At 67.1% G+C, this 20,713-nt stretch carries 20 protein-coding genes and 1 tRNA gene; 6 read left to right on the forward strand and 15 right to left on the reverse strand.

Annotated features, from left to right (window positions below):
- Both ASD23_RS07870 and ASD23_RS07875 read right to left on the reverse strand, forming a co-directional pair.
- Positions 1-885, reverse strand: coding sequence for a carbohydrate ABC transporter permease (locus ASD23_RS07870; protein ID WP_056009097.1), 885 nt, complete (start codon positions 883-885; stop codon positions 1-3).
- 73 nt (positions 886-958) lie between these two features.
- Entirely contained in the window at positions 959-2,263 is a 1,305-nt protein-coding gene (locus ASD23_RS07875) for an ABC transporter substrate-binding protein (RefSeq protein WP_082571306.1), read from the reverse strand.
- A 190-nt stretch (positions 2,264-2,453) separates the two neighbouring features.
- Between ASD23_RS07875 and ASD23_RS07880 the strand changes: the two genes are divergently transcribed.
- Together ASD23_RS07880 and ASD23_RS07885 are read left to right on the forward strand one after the other, a co-directional pair.
- On the forward strand, positions 2,454-3,521 hold the full coding sequence (locus tag ASD23_RS07880) for a LacI family DNA-binding transcriptional regulator (protein ID WP_235507682.1): 1,068 nt from the start codon (positions 2,454-2,456) through the stop codon (positions 3,519-3,521).
- Positions 3,522-3,610: 89 nt separating this feature from the next.
- Positions 3,611-4,531 (forward strand): LysR family transcriptional regulator, encoded by a 921-nt coding sequence (locus ASD23_RS07885; RefSeq protein ID WP_056009099.1) that lies wholly within the window; start codon positions 3,611-3,613, stop codon positions 4,529-4,531.
- A 513-nt stretch (positions 4,532-5,044) separates the two neighbouring features.
- Here ASD23_RS07885 and ASD23_RS18810 read toward each other — a convergent pair.
- A complete protein-coding gene (locus ASD23_RS18810; protein WP_129230410.1) occupies positions 5,045-5,434 on the reverse strand; it encodes a hypothetical protein in 390 nt (129 codons plus the stop codon).
- 459 nt (positions 5,435-5,893) lie between these two features.
- Between ASD23_RS18810 and ASD23_RS07895 the strand changes: the two genes are divergently transcribed.
- Both ASD23_RS07895 and ASD23_RS19235 read left to right on the forward strand, forming a co-directional pair.
- A complete protein-coding gene (locus tag ASD23_RS07895) occupies positions 5,894-8,137 on the forward strand; it encodes a hypothetical protein (RefSeq protein WP_129230411.1) in 2,244 nt (747 codons plus the stop codon).
- 351 nt (positions 8,138-8,488) lie between these two features.
- Positions 8,489-8,842, forward strand: coding sequence for a hypothetical protein (locus ASD23_RS19235; RefSeq protein ID WP_082571308.1), 354 nt, complete (start codon positions 8,489-8,491; stop codon positions 8,840-8,842).
- Here ASD23_RS19235 and ASD23_RS07905 read toward each other — a convergent pair.
- The 11 genes from ASD23_RS07905 to rplU form a co-directional block, all read right to left on the reverse strand.
- On the reverse strand, positions 8,814-9,347 hold the full coding sequence (locus ASD23_RS07905) for a helix-turn-helix domain-containing protein (protein ID WP_056009110.1): 534 nt from the start codon (positions 9,345-9,347) through the stop codon (positions 8,814-8,816). The two genes, ASD23_RS19235 and ASD23_RS07905, sit on opposite strands and share 29 nt — an antisense overlap.
- Positions 9,348-9,512: 165 nt before the next feature.
- Positions 9,513-9,588, reverse strand: a tRNA-Ala gene (locus ASD23_RS07910).
- Positions 9,589-9,681: 93 nt separating this feature from the next.
- The gene (gene rsfS / locus ASD23_RS07915) at positions 9,682-10,056 is read right to left on the reverse strand and encodes a ribosome silencing factor (protein WP_056009113.1); all 375 of its coding nucleotides are present in this window, start codon (positions 10,054-10,056) and stop codon (positions 9,682-9,684) included.
- A gap of 34 nt (positions 10,057-10,090) precedes the next feature.
- Entirely contained in the window at positions 10,091-11,218 is a 1,128-nt protein-coding gene (locus ASD23_RS07920; protein WP_056009116.1) for a hypothetical protein, read from the reverse strand.
- The gene (nadD, locus tag ASD23_RS07925) at positions 11,215-11,814 is read right to left on the reverse strand and encodes a nicotinate-nucleotide adenylyltransferase (RefSeq protein ID WP_056009119.1); all 600 of its coding nucleotides are present in this window, start codon (positions 11,812-11,814) and stop codon (positions 11,215-11,217) included. The genes ASD23_RS07920 and nadD overlap by 4 nt, the downstream gene beginning before the upstream one ends.
- A 16-nt stretch (positions 11,815-11,830) precedes the next feature.
- Positions 11,831-12,052, reverse strand: a complete 222-nt coding sequence (locus tag ASD23_RS07930) for a hypothetical protein (protein ID WP_056009123.1) — start codon at positions 12,050-12,052, stop codon at positions 11,831-11,833.
- A 51-nt stretch (positions 12,053-12,103) separates the two neighbouring features.
- Positions 12,104-13,372 carry a glutamate-5-semialdehyde dehydrogenase gene (locus tag ASD23_RS07935; RefSeq protein WP_056009126.1) on the reverse strand — a complete coding sequence of 423 codons (1,269 nt, stop codon included), beginning with the start codon at positions 13,370-13,372 and terminating at the stop codon, positions 12,104-12,106.
- Between the two features lie 9 nt (positions 13,373-13,381).
- Positions 13,382-14,200 (reverse strand): glutamate 5-kinase, encoded by an 819-nt coding sequence (gene proB, locus ASD23_RS07940; RefSeq protein WP_056009131.1) that lies wholly within the window; start codon positions 14,198-14,200, stop codon positions 13,382-13,384.
- Positions 14,197-15,774, reverse strand: a complete 1,578-nt coding sequence (gene obgE, locus ASD23_RS07945) for a GTPase ObgE (RefSeq protein WP_056009134.1) — start codon at positions 15,772-15,774, stop codon at positions 14,197-14,199. Before obgE ends, proB begins: the two co-directional genes overlap by 4 nt.
- 72 nt (positions 15,775-15,846) lie before the next feature.
- Positions 15,847-16,104, reverse strand: coding sequence for a 50S ribosomal protein L27 (rpmA, locus tag ASD23_RS07950; RefSeq protein WP_056009138.1), 258 nt, complete (start codon positions 16,102-16,104; stop codon positions 15,847-15,849).
- 19 nt (positions 16,105-16,123) lie between these two features.
- Entirely contained in the window at positions 16,124-16,432 is a 309-nt protein-coding gene (gene rplU / locus ASD23_RS07955; RefSeq protein WP_074258992.1) for a 50S ribosomal protein L21, read from the reverse strand.
- A gap of 267 nt (positions 16,433-16,699) precedes the next feature.
- Here rplU and ASD23_RS07960 point away from each other — a divergent pair, with 267 nt between their 5' ends.
- Positions 16,700-16,993 (forward strand): DUF4031 domain-containing protein, encoded by a 294-nt coding sequence (locus ASD23_RS07960; RefSeq protein ID WP_056009144.1) that lies wholly within the window; start codon positions 16,700-16,702, stop codon positions 16,991-16,993.
- On the opposite strand, the gene ASD23_RS07965 is transcribed toward ASD23_RS07960, so the two are convergent.
- Positions 16,982-19,732, reverse strand: coding sequence for an Rne/Rng family ribonuclease (locus tag ASD23_RS07965; RefSeq protein WP_056009147.1), 2,751 nt, complete (start codon positions 19,730-19,732; stop codon positions 16,982-16,984). The genes ASD23_RS07960 and ASD23_RS07965 overlap by 12 nt on opposite strands.
- A 274-nt stretch (positions 19,733-20,006) precedes the next feature.
- Here ASD23_RS07965 and ASD23_RS07970 point away from each other — a divergent pair, with 274 nt between their 5' ends.
- Positions 20,007-20,633, forward strand: coding sequence for a vitamin K epoxide reductase family protein (locus ASD23_RS07970; RefSeq protein ID WP_056009150.1), 627 nt, complete (start codon positions 20,007-20,009; stop codon positions 20,631-20,633).
- Positions 20,634-20,713 lie beyond the last annotated feature (80 nt).

Consider the following 20,713-nt stretch of genomic DNA (forward strand, 5'->3'; position numbering starts at 1 on the left):
TCAGCCCTTGGTCAGATCGCGGCGCGAGGAACGGAAGATGAAGATCGTGACGAGCAGGCAGATGATCGTCAGCAGCAGTGCGATCGAGCTTCCGTACCCGTACTCGCCGTAGGTGAAGGAGGTCTGGTACATGTACAGGGTCAGCGGGGTGGTCGTGTTGCCCGGCCCGCCGCCCGTAAGCGCAAGCACCGAGTCGAAGACCTTGAGCGTGCCGTTGACGCTGAAGATGATCGAGGAGAGCAGCACGGGGAGTGAGAGCGGGATCACGATGTGGCGCACGAGCCGCCATCCAGATGCCCCGTCCAGCCGTGCGGACTCGAACAGGTCGTCGGGGATGTCGACGAGGCCGGCGTAGAGCAGCACCGCGTAGAAGCCCATCGAGCGCCAGAGGTCCATGAGGATGAGCACGAGGAACGCGGTGTCGGGCGAGGCGAACCAGTCGACTGACGGGATGCCGACGAGGTTCAGCAGGTCGTTCACCAGGCCGTTGACCGGCGCGATCTTGAACAGCTCCTGGAAGAGCAGGGCGACGGCGACCGTGGGCAGCACGACGGGGAAGAACGCCAAGGTTCGAATGAGGCTCGACGCCTTGCGGAGCCAGAACACGTAGATGAGCGCGAGCAGGTAGCCGAAGCCGACCTGGGCGACGGTCAGCACCACCGCGTACTTCAGGGTGAACACCAGCGCGTCGGCGATCTTCGGATCGTTGAAGAGCTCGACGAAGTTGTCGATTCCGACGAACTCGAAGCCCGTGATCGGGTTGCCTTCGAACACCGTGTAGCCGAGCGACCAGAAGATCGGCACGAGCATGACGAGCGTGTAGACGAGCAGGGCGGGGCCCAGGAGGATGAGGATGGCGCGCGGGTCGCCGAGGACGCGGTTCACAGGGTTGCTTTCGATCGGGATGTGGGCCGGAGGTCGCGTGCGGGCGCGACCTCCGGCCTGTTCGGGTGGGGAGCTACTCGAGGTCCGCCTGGACCATCTCCATGAACTCCTCGGGCGAGATCGCACCGGTCACGAGCTGCGACGCGTTGGTCTGGCTCGTGGTGGCCGCCTTCGCGTTGAACAGGGCCTCGAACCAGAGCACGCTCTGCGTGGTCGCGTCGATCTTCTCCTGCACCGCCTGCGTGAGCGGCGGCAGGTCCTCGACCGGTTCGTTGACGGCGAAGCCGGTGATGACGCCCTGCTCGCCGAGCGAGGTCGAGCCGAAGTTCTCGGCGAAGCAGCCGAGCCACGCCGAGACGTCGTCGCCGTAGCTCGCCTCGGAGAGCGCGAGCGGCACGCCGACGTTTGCCGCGAGCTGGTCACGGCTGCCTTCGCCACCTTCGACGTCGGGGAACGGCATGAAGCCGATGTTCTCGGCGCCGATCTTGTTCTGCTCGGGGTCGTTGAAGTTCGCGAGGATCCAGCTGCCCATGTAGAACATGCCGGCTTCGCCCGTGAGGAACTGGTTGACGGCGGTCATGTAGTCGATCGAGCCGACCGACGGGCCGAAGTACCCTTCCTTGCCGAGGTCGGCGACAGCTGCCGCCGCTTCGACGTACTCGGGGTCGGTGAGCGAGGCCTCGCCGTCGATAACCTTCTGCAGGGCATCCGGGCCGATGGTGCGGAACAGGTAGTTGCCGACGAGACGCGTGAGCGGCCAGCCGTCCTGACCGTCGGCGGAGAACGCCGTGACGCCCGCCGCGCTCAGCTTCGCCGCAGCATCGACGAGCTCGTCCCAGGTGGTTGGCTCCTCGATGCCGTTCTCGGCGAAGAGCTGCTTGTTGTACCAGATGCCCTCGACGTTGAACTCGGTCGGGAGCACGTAGACGTCCCCGCCGTAGAGTGCCTCGATGGTGGAGCGAGCTGCGGGGATGATCGCGTCGCTCTGGTCGAGTTCCTCGAGTGCCGCATCGACATCGACGAGCTTGCCGCCGTCATTGAGGTCCTTGGCGACCTGCGGCGAATTGCCGCTGGCGAAGAGCACCGGCAGCGCGTTCTGACCGGCGAGCAGTTGGAGCTGCTGGTCGTAACTGGCCTGCGGCTGGGTAGTGATGTCGAGCGGGAGCGCCTCGTTCTCAGCAGAGCAGCTGCCGGTGCTGAGCGAGGTCAGCGTGTCCTGGATGCTCGTGTTCTCAGCGAACGAAAGGTACGTGAAGTCCGTCGGCGCCGCGGTCTCGCCGCCGCTGTCGCCCGAACAGGCGGTCAGCAGGAGCGCGGTGGCCCCGAGTCCCGCGATGAGCGGCGCGAGTCGTCGCGCTCGGATACGTGCTGTGGTCACAGTTCCTCCTTGAATGCGGCCGCGCCATCGAGTTGTAGCGCTGCAAGAGGATGCTAGGCGGATGCGCCGTGCTCCGCCGCGGCTCAGCCGTGATTTCGGGCATGCGTATCCTGATACCCGCTATCGAACCCACGAATACCCGCGTCGTTGCGTGGCTTGGAACGCTGCAACGATCGCGTACGCTGTGCTCATGACGATCACCTCGACGATGAGTTCCGGCGGCCAGAGGGCACCCGGTGCGACGAGCACCGGAACCGCGGGCATCGCCGATGTCGCCTCCCTCGCAGGCGTCTCCCAGTCGACCGTGTCGAACGTCCTGAACCACCGCGAACGGGTCGCCGCCGAGACGATCGACCGCGTCGAACGTGCCATTTCGATGCTGGGCTACGTGCCGAACGGGGCCGCTCGATCCCTCGCCGCCGGGCGCTCCAGGTCCATCGGGCTCGTGCTCTCCGACCTCGGCAACTCACTGTTCGTCGACATCGCCCGCGGCGCTGAACGCGCAGCTGAGGAGCACGGGCTGTCGCTGCTCGTCGCCAATGCCGACGGCCGCCTCGAGCGCGAGGACCGGTACGTCGACCTGTTCGCCGAGTCGCGCGTGCTCGGCACGCTGCTCACGCTGAACGACGAAACGCACTACAGGGCGCTCTCGACGCGCCGGGCGCGCGGCACTGTGCTGACCCTGCTCAACTTCCACGCGGATGCCGCGGCGTTCTGCAGCGCCTACTTCGACAACGAGGCCGGCGGCCGATTGGCGACGCAGCACTTGCTCGACACGGGCCGCTCCCGGCTCGTGTTCGTGGGCGGTCCCAGCGCGCTCCAACCCGTGGCCGACCGCCGCGAGGGTTTCCGGAGAACGCTCGCAGCGAGCGGCATCCGCCCCGTCGACGAGCTCTCGCCCGACGGCATCAATCGGGCTGACGGGTGGAAGGTCGGCCACGCCCTCGCGGCCCGCGTCGTCACCGGGGAGATCGACGGCGTGGTCGCGGCATCCGACCTGCTCGCCGCCGGCATCGTGCAGGCCTTCACCGAATCGAGCGGCATCGGCGTCCCAGACATCGTCGGGGTCATCGGGTACGACAACAACCAAGCAGCCTGGGATTCGCCGATCCAGATCTCGACCATCAGCCAGCCGGGTGCCGAGCTGGGGTATGCGGGCGTGGGCCTGCTCCTCGACGACCTCGATTCGGGCGAACACGAGCATCGCGCCGTTCGACTGGAACCTTCGCTCGTGGTACGACAGAGCACGGGGCGCTAGCCCGCCGAGGTGAAGGGACCGTGTCGATGGCGACAGAGGGAACGCAACGACCAGGCGCAGCGGAGCCAGGCGACCGGCACCGCGCCCCGATGCAGCTTGGATCCATCGACCTCAACCTGCTCGTGCCGCTGCAGGCACTGCTCGAGGAGCGCAGCGTCAGCCGGGCGGCCGAGCGCATGTTCATGAGCCAGCCAGCGCTCTCGGCCGCGCTCTCGAGGCTCCGCCGGCACTTCAATGACGAGCTGCTCATCCGCTCGGGCAACGCATACGTGCTGAGCTCTCTCGGGGCCGAACTGCTCGACGAGGTGCACAGTGCGACTGGCGTTCTCAGCCGGCTGTTCGGAACGCAGGCCGAGTTCCGCCCGTCCGAGAGCCACCGCGAGTTCCGCCTGGTCTGCTCCGACTACATCGCCGCGATCTTCGGTGCACCGCTCGCCCGCGCGGTCGCCCGCGCTGCGCCCCACACGCAATTGCGATTCGAGCACGTGCAGGACCAGGTGGTCGACAACGCACCCGAGTCGCTCCGAGACATCGACGGGCTCGTCCTGCCGCACGGGTACTTCGAACACGCCGAGCACCTCGACCTCTTCATCGATGCGTGGACGTGCATCGTGGCAGCACCCCAAGACGGTGCGGATGCCCCGGCACTGACGGTCGACGCACTCGGCGAGCGTCCATGGGCCGTGACCTACAGCGGGCGCACCGCCGTGACGAGCGCCACGCGCCAGTTGCTCACCCTCGGACTCTCGCCGCGCACGGAAGTCGTCACGCGAAATTTCCTGACCCTGCCCGACATGGTCGCGGGCACCGATCGCGTGGCGTTCGTGCCCGAATCGCTCGCCACCCGCTTCGCCACCAGGGCGGACGTGGTCGTCGTCGAGTCGCCACTGCAACTGCCAGAGATCCGCCACGCGTTCTGGTGGAGCGCCTCGCACGATGAGGACGCGGGGCACCGATGGCTCCGGACACAGGTCGCCGCGGTGGCCGCTGAGATGCGTGCGGGCCCGTGACAGGTCCCTCTCCGCATCCGGTGGGGCCGTCAGCCGATGCGGCTCTCAATACACGAAAACCCCCGAAGAACCTGAGTTCTTCGGGGGTAATTGGTGGATCTGAGGGGACTCGAACCCCTGACCCCCTGACAGTGCTGCATATCGCTTGAGCGCACGTGTTTGGTTGTGGATGCCAGTAATCATAAGCCCCAGGCGGCCGCGCGAGAGACGCCGTGGTGTCCGTTGGCTGCGGTCAATTGCCGTTGCCTGCGGATGAAAAGGGACCCAAAAGCGTCCCACGCAATCCGCGCCGACCTCATGCCGACTCGTGCGACCGGATCCACATCGAGCAGTCCCACGCCCGACCAGACAGTTCGTACCCGAGACATGGCAGACGCATCCCGGTGACGATGTCGATACCGTCGATCTGCAGCCCACGGATTCCGGCCCCGACCTGTGTGATCGTCGCGCTCAGCTCATGATTAGGCGTGCTGAATGAGAGCTCGTATTGTTCACCGGTGGGTAGACGCATACTCAGGTAGTCTTCGTTACTTTGGCTAGTCCGGCGGGGCGATCCGGGTCGAGTCCACGGCGCAAGGCAAGCTCGAGAGCCAGCCGTTGCAGCGGGAAAATATCGACGAGCGGCGAGAGTTCAGATGCGACCATTGCCGTCGGCACCTGCACCTGCGCGACATCGATGACGCAGCCACCGACTTCGGCAATCACGCCGCCCAGTCGGCGCGCTGCATCGGCGAACGAGATGACCGAATCGCGACCTGCTTCGCCGCTGGTCAACGCAACCACACCTGTCCCTCGCACGACTTGCCCGAGCGGTCCATGCGTCGCATCGGCCGCGCTCCAGCCAGAGGCGGCGATCGCATTCGTCTCCATGAGTTTGAGGGCGCCTTCCTTTGCGGTAGCCATCGAGATGCGCCGCCACCGATCGGCGCCGACATATCAGCAGATCCGTGGAGGATAAGGGTCGGGGTAGTGAGTTCGTTGGCATGCGTGATCCAATCGAAGCGGCGCAGCCCAACTGGCGCAGCGAGACCTGTGATGCGTGATATCTGCCGGTTGTCGAGCCACGGCACGGCGAGCGCGCCCGGTCCATGGGGGCAATCCCGATCTAGCGCAATTCGCCTTGATTGTCGGCGAGTTGCAGCGGCTAGAATCCTTGCGGGTCAAGTCATGATACGCGTACCATGCGGCTACGGGCATTCCATTGGATATTTGCCCTCGTCGACGGTGACGGGTCTGCGGTCGACTTTCCATTCGAATGAAGGGCGCAGTTCAATGACGTCTCTGTCACTTCAGAGGGACCGGGCGCGCAGGCGCTTGGCCCCGACCGTTGCGGTCGCGGTCACGGCCGCACTCGCTGTCGCGATGATCACTGGCTCGCCGGGTGCGGCGTATGCCAGCGATGGCGAACCTGATGCTCATGGTTCGCTAAGTAGTACTGCGGCGTCTCCAGCGATGCTGATGGCCGGTGCTGCGGCTCGCACCGACGGGGCAGTCGAGGTCCATCAAGCCGACGCCCACTACTGGGTTGAGGGCTTCAACGACTCGGGCGCCACGCTGACGTGGACGGTCACCTCGGATGCGGCTGTCTCGTACAACATCGTCGCTCTGTTGTCGTCTTCCTCATCCGTAGCCCTTCGGCTGACCAGCACCAAGAGCGGGCAGCCGACGAGGACTCTCGACGTTGCGACGCACTCCTTCGGATGGGATCGGCTCAGTATGGGATCGATCACGATCCCCGAGGGAACCAGCACCCTGGAGTTGAAGCGGACCTCCGTGGGCAGCTCGGCCATGGACATCAAGTCTCTCGAGTTCTTGGCGACCTCGCAGCAGTCGACTTTCGATGCTGCCGTTGCCGATTCCAAGCGCCCTGCCAATCAGTGGTTCAGCGACGCCGGGTATGGCTTGTTCTTCCAGTACGGAGCGTGGGGGTATCCGCAGTCCGGCGCAAAGAAGTCAATGCTCGACCAAGCTTGCGACTTCGATGTGCCAGCGTTCGTGAACAACGTGAAGTCCACGGGGGCGGCCTACGTCGTCTGGTCGTACACCTGGTGGACCTATCAAATCAGTGGAGGGAACTCTGCAATCGACACGATTCTCGGGGGGGCGCCGAACAGCAACACCCTCACGGGTCAGACGTGTTCGGACGGAAGCTCAGCCGATCTGAACCGCAAGATCGGGGCCGCACTCACTGCGCAGGGGATCCGGTTCATGCTCTATTACCACAACGGTCATGATCAGGACGCGAACTGGTGGGACCGCCAGGACTTCCCCTCGTCGTTCCGGCTCACGGGTGTTGGTGATCGCGCGACGTTTTTCACCAACTGGAAGAACGTGATCACGGCGATCGGAAATCAATTTGGAACCGATCTTGACGGCTGGTTCTTTGACGACGCCTCGTACTACTACCCGGCGAAGTTCGAGGAGCTGCAGGAGACGGCCCGGGTAGGAAACCCGGATCGGCTGGTTTCCTGGAACAATTGGGAGGCTGCGGCATACACCCCGTTCTCGGACTGGCTGAACGTCGACAGCTGCGGACCACTCGGTCCCCGCGCCGGCTCGCCGGTGGGTTCGACAGGGGTTTACACGAGTGGACCCTTTGCAACGCTGCGCGCGCACTGCAACTATCTTCTCAATGGCGGCTGGGGGGTCTACCAGCCAAACACACCCATTTCGCTGAGCAGCGGGCTCACCACCGACAGGGTACTGAACGACCTGCAGACCGCGCGATCGGATCACAAGACAATCAGTTTCGTGCCGATGATGTGGGAGGGGGGCGTCTGGGATCCGGAAACCCTCGCGCTGCTCCGTGAGGTTGGCCAGAGGTATCGAGCCGCGACATGTGGAACGCGCTGCTTCGAGCTCAACAACACCGCGTCGTCGATCACCTACACGGGCTCGTGGGCCCACTCCGCGAACCGCAACGCGGGCGACTATCAGAACGATGTGCAGTACACGACCACGAATGGCGACGCGGCGACGGTGACGTTCACTGGAACGGGAGCGCGCGTCTTCATGCCGACCCACAGTTCCTACGGAGCATTCACAGTCACAGTCGACGGGGTCGCCAAACCGGGCACATTCACCGCATACGCCGCGAGCGGATACAACCCGAAGCAGAAGACGGTCGACATCGACGGGTTGGCATACGGCCCGCACACGCTCACGATCACCAAGACCGGAGGCAGCTACTTCCAAGTCGACTCAATCCAGTACGACGATTGCGGCACGTCGGCGTGCACCCGTATGAACAACGACAACGCCTCCATCGCGTACAGCGGATCGTGGACCACGGCAAGCAACCGAAACGCTGGCGACTGGAACGACGATGTCCGGTACACGATGACCAACAACGACACCGCAACCATCACGTTCTCGGGCGCGGCGGCATACGTGTACATGCCGACCAACCCGTCGTATGGAACCTTCACGGTGAAGGTCGACGGCGTGAGCCAACCAGGCACCTTCACTGCCAGCAACTCAGGCGGGTACAGGGCGCGGGTGCTGACTTACTCGGCAACTGGATTGTCGGCCGGCCCCCACACACTGGAACTGAAAAAGACAGGAGGCAGCTACTTCCAGATCGATCACGTCGACATCCGCCAATAGCTAGCCCCTCCCCAGGGCCCGGCTGCGACATCGGTGTCGCGCCCTCGGCTCGTGTTCGATCGCGTTCGTTGAATGAGTCTCGGTCCTGCGATCGCGAAGCGAGTCCGAACCCGCGCGCGCGTGGTTGACGCACTACTCGAACTCGCCGGCATCGACTAGGGCGCACCTATCCGCGCGCGCCTCGATTGCGCCGCTCACCACGAGTGTCGTTGATGCTTGACGGCGCTCAGTGAATTCCTCAGTTTCGCTCATCGAAATTCCCAACTCCGGGTCGCTTCCGCTCATGAGGGCGGGCCCTTCTCGATGCTGATGGTCTTCGACCACACACCAGCACGAGAAGGGCCCGCTCTCATGCTCTCGGAAGAGGCCGACGTGGACATCCACGCGCTCAAACGACAGGCGATGACGATCAGCGAAATCGCCCGTCGCACCATCCATGACCGTAGAACGATCCGGGCCTACTTGTCCGGCCAACGCACGCCGGGCGTACGGGCGAAGTCGGTGCACATCGCCAAGAAGATCCGACGGCCGCGGCCCCATCCGGTCCTCGCGATTCTGGTAGTCGCGAATGATCGCCCGAAAGTGCTCCAAATCAATCGCATCGGGCGCGTGATCGGCTTCGGCCGTTTCTTGACGCTCCTCACCTCTCGAGCTGGATTGGCGATCATGAGATCGTTCATGACGCATACGAACGGATCTGACTGATCAGCGCCTTGTATGTATCCGCCTGTCTGTGCATCTCCCTGTGGATGGACTTGTAGACCCGCAGGATCGCGCTCGCCTTGATGTCCCGAAGTGAAAGGGCTCCCATCAGCGGCGCGATCTTCTTCTGGATCAGTCGCCGGTTCTCGTGCCGCGTTGTATCGCGTTGATCGCCGGTGAACGCCGTTTGTTCCATGTACTCATGGGCGAGCTCGACGAAGAACGAGTCCGGCGTCAGACCGTCACCCGTCGCGTGGGCGGCTTCGTACTCCTCACCAACAGCTTCGATGAGCGTCCGCCGTGCGCGCGCCTTGGAGGTCGCGCGGATGCGGAGCGTGCCGTAGCTCCCGTCGATGCGACGAAAGATGCTGGTTCCTTCGAGACGCCAGTGGTAGATCGTCTCTTTGGACAGCTGCAGGTACTGCGCCAGTTCGTCGACGCTCAGATAGTCCCCGAGCTTGTCGACGAAGCGGGATGCCGGAACGGTGGGTTGGGTTGATGTGCTCATACTCCTCAGGAGTGCGCATCACGCCGAAATACTTGCCGTCTCAGGACTTCGCATGTGGATGCCTGTGGCGACCCGTCATCGCTTCGAAAAAGGCCCCAACGGCCCATTTTCCGCAATTTTCAACGAAAGAACCCCCGACGAATCTTGCGATTCATCAGGGGTTTTTGGTGGATCTGAGGGGACTCGAACCCCTGACCCCCTGCATGCCATGCAGGTGCGCTACCAGCTGCGCCACAGACCCGTTCTGCCTCGTTCGAGGCAACGAATTGAGCTTACACCAGCCTCCGCCCGCAGACGAAATCGAGGGACCCTCGACCGGTGAAGCTCGATCCGATCAGCTGCTCGCGGCGAGCAACGGCGCCACGGGAAGCGCCGGGCAGTCCGCCCAGAGCCGCTCGAGGCCGTAGTACAACCGTTCCTCCTGGTGGAAGACGTGCACGACAAGGTCGCCGAAGTCGAGCAGGATCCAGCGCCCGACCTGGTGCCCTTCACGGCGCTTCGTCGGCGTGCCGGCGCGGCCCAGCACGTCTTCGATCTCATCGGCGATCGCGATGACGTTGCGCTCGGAGTTGCCGGTGACGATGAGGAACACGTCGGCGAACGGGATCTGGCGCGACACGTCGAGGGCGACGAGGTCGTCGCCGCCCTTCGAATCAGCCGCACGCGCTGCCAGCGCGAGCGTCTCGAGGGCCTGGTCGGATGCAGTCATGCGCTCACTTCCGGTGCGTTGTGGTTGTCTCGGATCAGAACAGCCCTGCGACGGCACCGATGACGAGGGTGGCGACGACACCGAGTGCGAGCACTCCGGCGGTCACGGCGAGCACGAGCGGAACGTTCATGCCCTCCTTCTTCGGCGGGGCGATCATGGCGCGGGCTGCGCCCTGGGTGCTGATGGCGCGCGTCGCCGCGACGGGCGCCGCACCGGTGCCGACCTCTTCGATCTGATCGAAGAGGCGGTCGACGTCTGAGGAATCGATGCGGTTGGGGTGGACGCCCGTCGCGCCGTACGAGCGCGGCAGGTCGATCGAACCCGTGGCGATGATCTCGCCGCTCGATGCGAGCGGAGCGCCGCCGAGCGAACCGTGGTCGGGCAGCGTCGGCAGGATCAGGGCGTTGGTCGTCGTCGGCACTCCATGGCTGACACCACCGCGAGACAGCATCTGGTCGAACGGCTCGGCCGTCTCGATCGGGGCGTTCAGCTGCGAGGTCCAGTGGCCGACAGCCGGCGACGGCGACGAGATCTCCTCGTCAGGGCGAACCGGATGCACCGGGCTCGCGGCCGCCGGGAAGGGGGCGACTCCCCCGGGCAGCTGCTGATGCGGCGCCGGGTCGTCGATCTCGTCGTCTTCGAGATCGAACTCGTCGAGCTGGTTCGCGTCGAGCATCGCTCGGAGTTCGCGACGGGTGAGTGTTCGCTCGGGCGTCGTCGACTCGCCGAGGCCGAACTGCGGCGGTTGCGGCTGCGACTGTTCGACGGCCGGCCGGCCGTATGCCGCAGCGGCCGCGGGCGGTTGGATCGGTACCGCAGGAGCGGGAGCAGGAGCGACCGGACGCGGCGCGAACGGACTCTGCTGAGGCACCGCTGCGGGCGGAGCCGAGGGGAACGACACGGCGGACTCGCCGAAGGTGCCGGCCGGGCGGGGTGCCGCGTACGCGGGACTCGTCGCGGCAACGGGCAACGAGGGCGCGGGCACGGACTGCGCCGGCGCGGGCGGGAGGGGTTGCTGCGGCGGGGCCGGAGGAAGGGCGTCGGCAACGGGTCGCGCCTGGCCGGCGGCATCCGGGGTCGCCGAAGGCTCCTGCTGCTCCAGCAGTCGCTCGCGTTCGCGCATTTCGCGGCGCGTCAGCGGCGGATCCTGCGACGACGTCATTCGACACTCCGGTAGAGATGGTGCTTGGAGATGTACTGGACGACCCCATCGGGCACCAAGTACCACACCGGGAAACCCCGGCGCACCCTGCTCCGGCAATCGGTCGACGAAATCGCCAGAGCCGGAACTTCCAGCAAGCTTACGTCTTGCTCCGGCAATCCAGAAACAGAAAGCACATGTCCCGGACGACTCACAGCAACGAAGTGCGCGAGATCCCAGAGCTCCTGCACGTCTTTCCAGGAGAGGATCTGCGCGATCGCGTCGGCGCCCGTGATGAAGTAGAGGTCGGCATCGGGGCGTTCGCGGCGGATGTCGCGGAGGGTGTCGATCGTGAACGTCGGCTTCTCGCGATCGATGTCGACGCGGCTCACCGTGAACCTCGGGTTCGACGCCGTGGCGATGACGGTCATCAGATACCGATGCTCCGCCTGCGTGACGTTCGACTTGTAGCCCGGCTGGCCGGTCGGCACGAAGACGACCTCGTCGAGGTCGAGCGACTGCGCGACCTCACTCGCCGCGACCAGGTGGCCGTGGTGGATGGGATCGAACGTTCCGCCCATGACTCCGATGCGAGGCCGGCGCTCCGCGACCGTCATCGCGCGCTCGCCAGCCTCAGTGGCCGCCGTGCTCGTCTCCGGCGTGGCGCGCGGCGTACGCCGCGGCCTTGGCGGCGTGGCGGTTGGCCACGTCGCGGTACGAGGCGACGACGAACCCGAGGGCGGCGAAGATGGCGAGGGCGATGAGACCGTAGACCCAGGACTCCATCGGCAGCTCCCTCGCGTGCACCGTCTCGGTCAACACCGTCGCGGTCTGCACTGCGGTGACAAGGCTCATTCGCCGTTCCTTTCGAATCCTGCGGGTCGTGCTCCAGACAGTCTAGCGAGGTCAGCCGCGCACATGTCCGGCACCGCGCACGATCCACTTCGTGCTGGTCAGTTCGGGCAGTCCCATCGGGCCGCGCGCGTGCAGCTTCTGCGTGGAGATGCCGACCTCGGCACCGAATCCGAACTCGGCGCCGTCGGTGAACCTCGTCGACGCGTTCACCATGACGGCGGCGGCATCGACCTCGTTGAGGAATCGCTCGGCGTTGCCGAGGTCGTTCGTCACGATCGACTCGGTGTGCTTCGTCGAATACCTGCGGATGTGCGCCATCGCATCGTCGATCGAGTCCACGACGCCCACTGAGATGTCGAGCGACATGTGCTCCGTCGCCCAGTCATCGTCGGTCACCGGCGCCACCTCCGGCCGGATCGCCCGAACGCGCTCGTCGCCGTGCACGGTGACGCCGGATGCCTCGAGGCGCTCGATCACCGGCGGCAGCAGCCGTTCGGCCGAGCCGACGTGCACGAGCAGCGTCTCGAGCGCATTGCACACGCTCGGCCGCTGGGTCTTGGCGTTGTGCACGAGGTCGACCGCCCAGTCTTCACGAGCGCTCTCGTCGAGGAACATGTGCACCACGCCGGCGCCCGTCTCGATGACGGGCACCTTCGCCTCGTCGACGACGGCGCGGATGAGTCCGGCACTGCCGCGAGGGATCAGCACGTCGACGTAGTCGCGGGCCTGCATGAGGTGCCTGGCACCGGCTCGGCCGAAGTCGTCGACGGTCTGCACCGCGTCTGACGGCAGCCGGGCCGCGGCGAGTGCGTCGCGGAGCACGCCGAGCAGCACCCGGTTCGTCTGCTCGGCCGCCGTGCCGCCGCGGAGGACCACGGCGTTGCCGCTCTTCAGTGCGAGCACGGCGATGTCGATCGTGACGTTGGGTCGTGCCTCGTAGATGGCGCCGATGACGCCGAGGGGCACCCGGATCTGGTCGATGCGCACGCCGTTGGGCAGGGAGCGACCGCTCACCGTGTCGCCCACCGGGTCGGTGAGTCCGATGACCTCGCGCACCGCGTCGGAGAGTGCGGTCACGCGTCGCTCGTCGAGTGCGAGTCGATCGAGCAGGCCGCTGCCGAGACCACCGGCGCGACCGGCTTCGAGGTCGAGTGCGTTCGCCGCGATGATCTCGGCCGAGCGCGCGGCGAGCAGCACCGCCACCTGCTCGAGCGCGGCGTCCTTCTCGGCGGTCGAGGCGCGGGCGAGGCGCCGTGAGGCGTCCTTCGCCGCGGCGAGACGGGCGTCGATCACCGAGACGTCGAGGTCGGGCTGCTCCATGCCCCCAGCCTAGGCGAGCGGTGCGTCGCGCTCCGCCGTGTGACGAGGCGGCACCGGATCGAACCAGGTGCCGATGTCGTGCCCCGCGAGCGCCTCCGCCACGAGCGGTGTCGCCGTGATCAGCACGGCGGTGCCCGCTTCGGCCGCGATGCGTGCCGCCGAGACCTTGGTCTCCGCTCCCCCGGTGCCGACGCCGGCGCGACCGGCGGAACCGATCTCGACGCCGGCCAGTTCGTCGCCATACGGCACGTGCTCGATGCGGCGCGCGCCCTCGAGGTGCGGCGGCTTCGTGTAGAGCGCGTCGACGTCGGAGAGGAGCACGAGGAGGTCGGCGCCGATGAGCTCGGCGACGAGGGCTGCGAGGCGGTCGTTGTCGCCGAAGCGGATCTCGTGCGTTGCCACGGTGTCGTTCTCGTTGACGATCGGGAGGATACGCAGAGCGAGCAGCCGGTCCATCGCACGCTGGGCGTTCGATCGGGGGGTGGAGTTCTCGAGGTCGCCCGCCGTGAGCAGCACCTGGCCGGCGAGCACGCCGTAGCGGTCGAGGCTCGTCTGGTAGCGCCACATGAGCACGTTCTGACCGACCGCCGCCGCGGCCTGCTGGGTCGCGAGGTCGGTGGGTCGCCCGTCGAGGCTCAGGAACGGGATGGCAGTCGCGATCGCTCCGGATGAGACGAGCACGATCTCGGCGCCCCTCGCATGCGCAGCCGCGAGTGCATCGACGAGTGGCCCGATCTGATCGGAGTTCTCACCGCTGATCGACGAGGAGCCGACCTTGACGACGATGCGCGACGCTGCGGGGACCTCTGCTCGGCTGGCGGGGGTCATTCCCGATCCTCGCCGTTCGAGTCCTTCCCGGCTTCGGCACCTGCAGCGGCCTCGGCGTCGGTCTGCTCGTCGAGCTCGGTCCACATGCCCGCGGTGCGCTCGCGCTCGAGCTCGGCCCTGGCCTCCGCCTTGGCGTCCATGCGCTCGTAGTACTCGCTGCGTCGCTGGGCACGCGTGGCGCGACGGTTCTCGTCGAGGCGGACGTCGGTGCCGCGCGGCGCCGTGATGAGCTCGGCCGTCGAGGTGAGCGTGGGCTCCCAGTCGAAGACGACGCCCGAGCCCTTGCCGATCACGACGGTCGAACCGGCGTCGGCGCCGGCGCGAACGAGGGCGTCTTCGACACCGAGCTTCGCGAGGCGGTCGGCGAGGAAGCCGACGGCCTCGTCGTTCGTGAAGTCGGTCTGCTGGACCCAGCGTTCGGGCTTGTGGCCGAGCACGCGGTACATGGTGCCGTAGCTGCCGCCCTCTGCGCGCACCGTGAAGCCGGGGTCGTTGGAGGCCTTCGGCCGCATGACGATGCGCTCGGGTGCCGGCGGTGTCGCGGCTTCGGCCTCTGCACGGGCGGTGTCGACGAGCTCGCCCAGGGCGAACCCGAGCTGGCGCAGGCCCTCGTGGCTGACGGTCGAGATCTCGAACACGCGGTAGCCGCGCGACTCGAGGTCGGGGCGCACGAACTCGGCCAGCTCGCGTGCCTCAGGCACGTCGATCTTGTTGAGCGCGATGATCTGCGGGCGCTCGAGGAGCGGCAGCTGCCCGTCGGGCACCGGGTAGGCGGCGAGCTCCGCGAGGATGACCTCGAGGTCGGAGATCGGGTCGCGGCCCGGTTCGAGCGTGGCGCAGTCGAGCACGTGCAGCAGGGCGGAGCATCGCTCCACGTGCCGGAGGAACTCGAGGCCGAGGCCCTTGCCCTCGCTGGCGCCCTCGATGAGCCCGGGAACGTCGGCGACCGTGAACCGGTGGTCGCCGGCCTGGACGACGCCGAGGTTCGGGTGCAGCGTCGTGAAGGGGTAGTCGGCGATCTTCGGCCGCGCGGCGGACATGGCGGCGATCAGGCTCGACTTGCCGGCCGACGGGTAGCCGACGAGCGCGACGTCGGCGATGGACTTGAGCTCGAGCGTGATGTCGACCTCGTCGCCGAGGGTGCCGAGCAGCGCGAAGCCCGGGGCCTTGCGCTTCGTGGTCGCGAGGGCGGCGTTGCCGAGGCCTCCGAGGCCTCCGGCCGCCGCGACGAAGCGGGCGCCGGGCTCGGTGAGGTCGGCGAGTTCGACGCCGTCGGTGCTCTTGACGACGGTGCCCACGGGCACGGGCAGTTCGAGGGTCTCGCCGACGGCGCCGGCGCGGTGGTCGCCCATGCCGGGCTGGCCGTTCGCGGAGGAGCGGTGCGGTCGCCCGTGGTAGCCGAGCAGCGTCGTCACCTGGGGGTCGGCGATGAGCACGATGTCGCCGCCGTTGCCGCCGTTGCCGCCGTCGGGACCGGCGAGCGGCTTGAACTTCTCACGGCGGACGGAGACGCATCCGTTCCCGCCGTGACCTGCACGCAGGAACAGCGTCACCTCGTCGACGAAGCTGACCATGCTGCACTCTCCAAACCCAGTAAAACACGTGAGGGCGGGCCGAAGCCCGCCCTCACGATGAACGTCGATCGACTATTCGCCGACCGCCACGATGTTGACGACCTTGCGGCCGCCCTTGTTGCCGAACTGCACTGCACCGGCCTCGAGCGCGAACAGGGTGTCGTCGCCACCGCGACCGACGCCTGCGCCCGGGTGGAAGTGCGTGCCGCGCTGGCGGACGATGATCTCGCCTGCGCCGACGACCTGGCCACCGAAGCGCTTCACGCCGAGGCGCTGCGCGTTGGAGTCACGACCGTTGCGAGTGGAGCTAGCTCCCTTTTTGTGTGCCATTAGCTGCTCTCCTCAGGCTCTACTTGATTCCGGTGACCTTGACGCGCGTGAGGTCCTGACGGTGCCCCTGGCGCTTCTTGTATCCGGTCTTGTTCTTGAACTTCTGGATCACGATCTTCGGACCGCGGAGGTCGTTGAGGACCTCGGCCGTGACCGTGACCTTCTCGAGCGCCTTGGCGTCGGAGGTGATCTTGTCGCCGTCGACGAGGAGCACCGCGGCGAGCTTGACGTTTCCGTCCTTGTCTGCCTTGATGCGGTCCATCGTCACGATGGTGCCGACTTCGACCTTCTCCTGCCGACCGCCGGCGCGCACTACTGCGTAAACCACTACTCGTACCTATCTCTGGGGAACCCGAGGGGCTCCGACTGTCTGATGGGGTGTCACTGCGCGGTCGCCCCAGCGGGAAGAAGGGTGGTGACTGGCAGAAAACTGATGTGCAGGCGATTCTGGAGCTCGGAGAACCGAACACCGGAGACCTACGGGTGGGCGCACCGTGATAAGCGGCGGCACCAACGGTCGAGTTTACCGGATCTCGGGGGGCCGGTCAAACGCACTCCACCGGCGAGTCGCACTCGTCACGCGTAGGATCGGCGCATGACCGTGCTCATCGACACGCCGCTCTGGCCGAAGCACGGCACCGTCTGGGCGCACCTCGTCAGCGACGAGTCGATCAGCGAACTCCGGGAGTTCGCTGAGAGGACGGGACTGCCGCCGAGATCGTTCGACCTCGACCACTACGACGTCCCAATCGAACGCTACGACGACCTCGTCGCCGCAGGCGCCGAGCCGGTCTCGCCGAGGGAGCTCGTCGAGCGCCTTCGGCGAAGCGGACTGCGCGTCACGCCGCGTGAACGGCGTGAGCGCGCAGCCCGGACATCACTCGGCTGAGTCGGATGCCGCGGAGTCGCCGGAGCCGTCGGCCCTGGTGATCACGGGCTGGCCGCCGGCCGTCGTGCTGAGCGCAGCGGTGGAGACGCGACGACTGCGCGTGCGCCCCTCTCCCGCCTTCTTCGGAGCGGGCAGCGCGTCGAGCACCGAGTCGAGGAGCACCTCGGTCTCGGCGACCCGTACCGGGCGCTTGCGCGAGACCGGGGGAACCGGCAGGTCGAGGATCGGCGGGATCTCTGCCGACGGCGGTGCCGCCGGCGCCTCGACCGGCGGAGCAACGTCAGCCGATGCGGCGGCGGCCGGCTCGGCGTCGGACTCGGGAGCTGCAGTCGCTGCCGCCTGATCCTGCGACACCCTGCGGTGACGACCGCGACGGCGGCCACCTCCCGAGGTCTCGGCCGACTTCTCGTCGGCGTCGGCCTTCGGTGCGCGACCGGCGTCGGCCGTGGCAGCGGGCTGCTCGCCCGCGACATCCGCTGCAGGCTCTTCGGCCTTGTGCTCGGTGTGCGGAATCGTCGACGCGGCGATCTGCGCGAGCGCATTCTTCACGTCATCGGTGATCGCGTGGGTGCCGGTGTGGGCCTTGGGCTCGGCGGGAGCCTGCGCGGGCTGCTGCTGGCCGTTGCCGCCGCGACCACGGCCGCGGCGCTCGGGCTGCTGCGACTGCTGGGCGCTGCGGTGCTTCACGACGGGCTCGTGGTGCACGATGATGCCGCGACCCGCACAGATGTCGCAGGGCTCGCTGAACGACTCGAGGAGGCCGAGCCCCAGCTTCTTGCGGGTCATCTGCACGAGGCCGAGCGAGGTGACCTCGGCGACCTGGTGCTTCGTTCGGTCGCGTGAGAGGCACTCGACCAGACGGCGCAGCACGAGGTCGCGGTTGGACTCGAGCACCATGTCGATGAAGTCGACGACGATGATGCCGCCGATGTCGCGCAGGCGGAGCTGGCGCACGATCTCTTCAGCAGCTTCGAGGTTGTTCTTCGTGACGGTCTCCTCGAGGTTGCCGCCGGAGCCGACGAACTTGCCCGTGTTGACGTCGACGACCGTCATCGCCTCGGTGCGGTCGATGACGAGCGAACCGCCGGAGGGCAGCCAGACCTTGCGGTCGAGCGCCTTCTCGATCTGCTCGCTGATGCGGAACTCGTCGAAGGAGTCGCGCTCACCGGCATACGCCTCGACGCGCTCGAGCAGGTCGGGGGCGACGGCGCGGAGGTACCGCTCGATCGTCTGGCGAGCCTCGTCGCCCTCGATGACCATCTTCTGGAAGTCCTCGTTGAAGACGTCGCGGACGATCTTGATGAGCAGGTCGGGCTCGGAGTGCAGGAGCGCGGGCGCCTGGACCTTCTCGAGCTGGGTCGAGACGTCGGCCCACTGCGCGATGAGGCGGTTCACGTCGAGGGTGAGCTGCTCTTCGGTCGCGCCTTCGGCCGCGGTGCGCACGATGACGCCCTGGTTGTCGGGCAGCACCTCTTTGAGGATCTTCTTGAGGCGCGCGCGCTCGGTGTCGGGCAGCTTGCGGCTGATGCCGTTCATCGAGCCGTTCGGCACGTACACGAGGTAGCGGCCGGGCAGCGAGACCTGGCTCGTCAGTCGGGCGCCCTTGTGGCCGACCGGGTCCTTCGTGACCTGCACGAGCACGCGGTCGCCGGGCTTGAGCGCGAGCTCGATGCGGCGGGGCTGGTTCTTCTCGCCGTTCTCGGCGGCGGCATCCCAGTCGACCTCGCCCGAGTACAGCACGGCGTTGCGGCCGCGGCCGATGTCGACGAATGCGGCCTCCATGCTCGGCAGCACGTTCTGCACGCGGCCGAGGTAGACGTTGCCGATGAGCGACGCTTCCTGGTTGCGCGCGACATAGTGCTCGACGAGCACGCCGTCTTCGAGCACGCCGATCTGGATCCGGCCGCCCTTCTCGCGCACGACCATCGACCGGTCGACGGACTCGCGACGCGCCAGGAACTCGGCCTCGGTGATCACCGCGCGGCGACGGCCGGCATCGCGACCGTCGCGACGACGCTGCTTCTTCGCCTCGAGTCGCGTCGAGCCCTTGACCTTCTGGGGCTCGGTGATGAGCTCGACCTCGCGCGGCCGGCGCACCTTGACGACGGTGTTGGCGGGCTCGTCGGTGTTGGCGCGGCCCTCTTCGCCGCTGCGACGGCGCGTACGCCGACGAACGGTCGACGATTCGTCGTCGTCGCGCTCGCGGCTGCCCGCTCGCTCGTCACGGGCCGACTCGCGACCGCCCCGGTCGCCGCCCCGCTCGTCACGGCCGCCGCGGTCGTCACGACCGGTGCGCTCGTCGCGCTCGTCGCGATCGAAGCCCACGAGCACCGGCGGTGCGTGGAAGATCAGCGATGTCGTCGTGAGCGTCGCGGGGATCGGCGAGACCTCGACGGCCTCGACCACGGCTTCGACGTCGACCTCGACGGTCGCAGCCGATGCGTCGGAACCCTCCGCGGCGGCCGGCACGACGTCGGACGTCGCGGTCGGGTTCGTCGCCGGCGGGGTCGCCGCAGCCGCGTCGACGCTCGTGGCGTCGGCCGGCTCGGGAGCGACCGGCGCCGCGGCATCCGCAGTCTGGGCCACCGGCACCGCCGGCACCTCGACCTCGGGCGTCACGCGGGGTTCGACCGTCTTCGCGCGACTCGCGCGCCGCGCGCCGAAGAGGCCTCCGCGTCGCCGTGCCCCGCCGCTGCCGGCCTCGGGTTCGTTCGTGTTCTTCTCGTTGCCTTCCACCATCTCTGGTGCACTCCTACGCCGGTTCCGACAGCCGCGCCGTCGTCCCGTACTCGTCTGGAGCAGCTCCGCGCGTGCGCCGAGCCGCCGAATCCTTCATTACTGCGACCGGCAGGTTGCCTGTGTCGCCACGTCTTGCGGTGCCTTCACCGCCTACTCGGATGCGCTGCATCCTCAAAGCCCTCATTGGCGTCGTGCCGGGCGCGGCCCGGACGACTCCTTCGATTATCGCATGCTCTCGCAGCTGAGGGCGGAATCGGCATGCCATAATCCGAGCATGCCGGACTCCCCCAGTCGCTCCAGACCCGTCGGCCTCGCCGTCTTCCTGCTGATCGCCGGGGGCCTCGGCCTCCTCGCCGCGTTCGAGCTCTCCATCGAGAAGGTGCTCTCGCTCAGCGATCCATCGCACATCCCCTCGTGCAATGTCGGAGTGCTCGTCGGCTGCAGCACCAACCTGGCGTCATGGCAGGGCGGGGTCTTCGGCTTCCCGAACCCGTTCCTCGGCCTGATGGCCTGGCCCGTGGTCATCACGATCGCCGTGGCGATCCTCGCCGGCGCGACGTTCGCGCGCTGGTTCTGGGCCGCGTTCAACGTCGGCGTCGCCGGCGCGCTCGTCTTCGTGGGCTGGCTCATCTACCAGAGCATCTACGTGCTCGACGTGCTGTGCCCCTGGTGCATGCTCACGTGGGCCGTCACGATCCCGACGTTCTGGGCGCTGACGCTCTACAACCTCCGCGAGGGGCATATTCCGGCATCGGCACGCATCCGCCGCCTCGCGGGCAGCTGGCTCTCGTGGGTGCCGCTCATCACGGTGATCTGCTTCGCCGTGGTCGTGCTGCTCGCGCAGGCGCAGATGGACGCGATCCCGAGGGTGATCCTCGACCTGCAGAACGCGTTCAGCTGATTCTGGATGTCGCGGCGCCCGGTGACCCGGGCGCCGCGACGTCGTTCAGGGGTGCGAGGCGGGAAGCCGCCTCGAGGCGC

It is taken from the genome of Agromyces sp. Root1464 (assembly GCF_001427265.1).
In the GTDB taxonomy this organism is placed as follows: domain Bacteria; phylum Actinomycetota; class Actinomycetes; order Actinomycetales; family Microbacteriaceae; genus Agromyces; species Agromyces fucosus.

Excerpts from the sequence above, each read along its gene's own strand:
- ASD23_RS07965 (WP_056009147.1), bottom strand. The coding sequence starts at position 19,732 with ATGGTGGAAGGCAACGAGAAGAACACGAACGAACCCGAGGCCGGCAGC.
- ASD23_RS07970 (WP_056009150.1), top strand. The coding sequence starts at position 20,007 with ATGCCGGACTCCCCCAGTCGCTCCAGACCCGTCGGCCTCGCCGTCTTC.
- obgE (WP_056009134.1), bottom strand. The coding sequence starts at position 15,774 with ATGGTCAGCTTCGTCGACGAGGTGACGCTGTTCCTGCGTGCAGGTCAC.
- rsfS (WP_056009113.1), bottom strand. The coding sequence starts at position 10,056 with ATGACTGCATCCGACCAGGCCCTCGAGACGCTCGCGCTGGCAGCGCGT.
- ASD23_RS19235 (WP_082571308.1), top strand. The coding sequence starts at position 8,489 with ATGCTCTCGGAAGAGGCCGACGTGGACATCCACGCGCTCAAACGACAG.
- ASD23_RS07880 (WP_235507682.1), top strand. The coding sequence starts at position 2,454 with ATGACGATCACCTCGACGATGAGTTCCGGCGGCCAGAGGGCACCCGGT.
- nadD (WP_056009119.1), bottom strand. The coding sequence starts at position 11,814 with ATGACGGTCGCGGAGCGCCGGCCTCGCATCGGAGTCATGGGCGGAACG.
- ASD23_RS07885 (WP_056009099.1), top strand. The coding sequence starts at position 3,611 with ATGCAGCTTGGATCCATCGACCTCAACCTGCTCGTGCCGCTGCAGGCA.
- ASD23_RS07960 (WP_056009144.1), top strand. The coding sequence starts at position 16,700 with ATGACCGTGCTCATCGACACGCCGCTCTGGCCGAAGCACGGCACCGTC.
- ASD23_RS07935 (WP_056009126.1), bottom strand. The coding sequence starts at position 13,372 with ATGGAGCAGCCCGACCTCGACGTCTCGGTGATCGACGCCCGTCTCGCC.
- ASD23_RS07920 (WP_056009116.1), bottom strand. The coding sequence starts at position 11,218 with ATGACGTCGTCGCAGGATCCGCCGCTGACGCGCCGCGAAATGCGCGAA.
- ASD23_RS07905 (WP_056009110.1), bottom strand. The coding sequence starts at position 9,347 with ATGAGCACATCAACCCAACCCACCGTTCCGGCATCCCGCTTCGTCGAC.
- ASD23_RS07895 (WP_129230411.1), top strand. The coding sequence starts at position 5,894 with ATGATCACTGGCTCGCCGGGTGCGGCGTATGCCAGCGATGGCGAACCT.
- ASD23_RS07930 (WP_056009123.1), bottom strand. The coding sequence starts at position 12,052 with ATGAGCCTTGTCACCGCAGTGCAGACCGCGACGGTGTTGACCGAGACG.
- proB (WP_056009131.1), bottom strand. The coding sequence starts at position 14,200 with ATGACCCCCGCCAGCCGAGCAGAGGTCCCCGCAGCGTCGCGCATCGTC.
- ASD23_RS18810 (WP_129230410.1), bottom strand. The coding sequence starts at position 5,434 with ATGGCTACCGCAAAGGAAGGCGCCCTCAAACTCATGGAGACGAATGCG.
- rpmA (WP_056009138.1), bottom strand. The coding sequence starts at position 16,104 with ATGGCACACAAAAAGGGAGCTAGCTCCACTCGCAACGGTCGTGACTCC.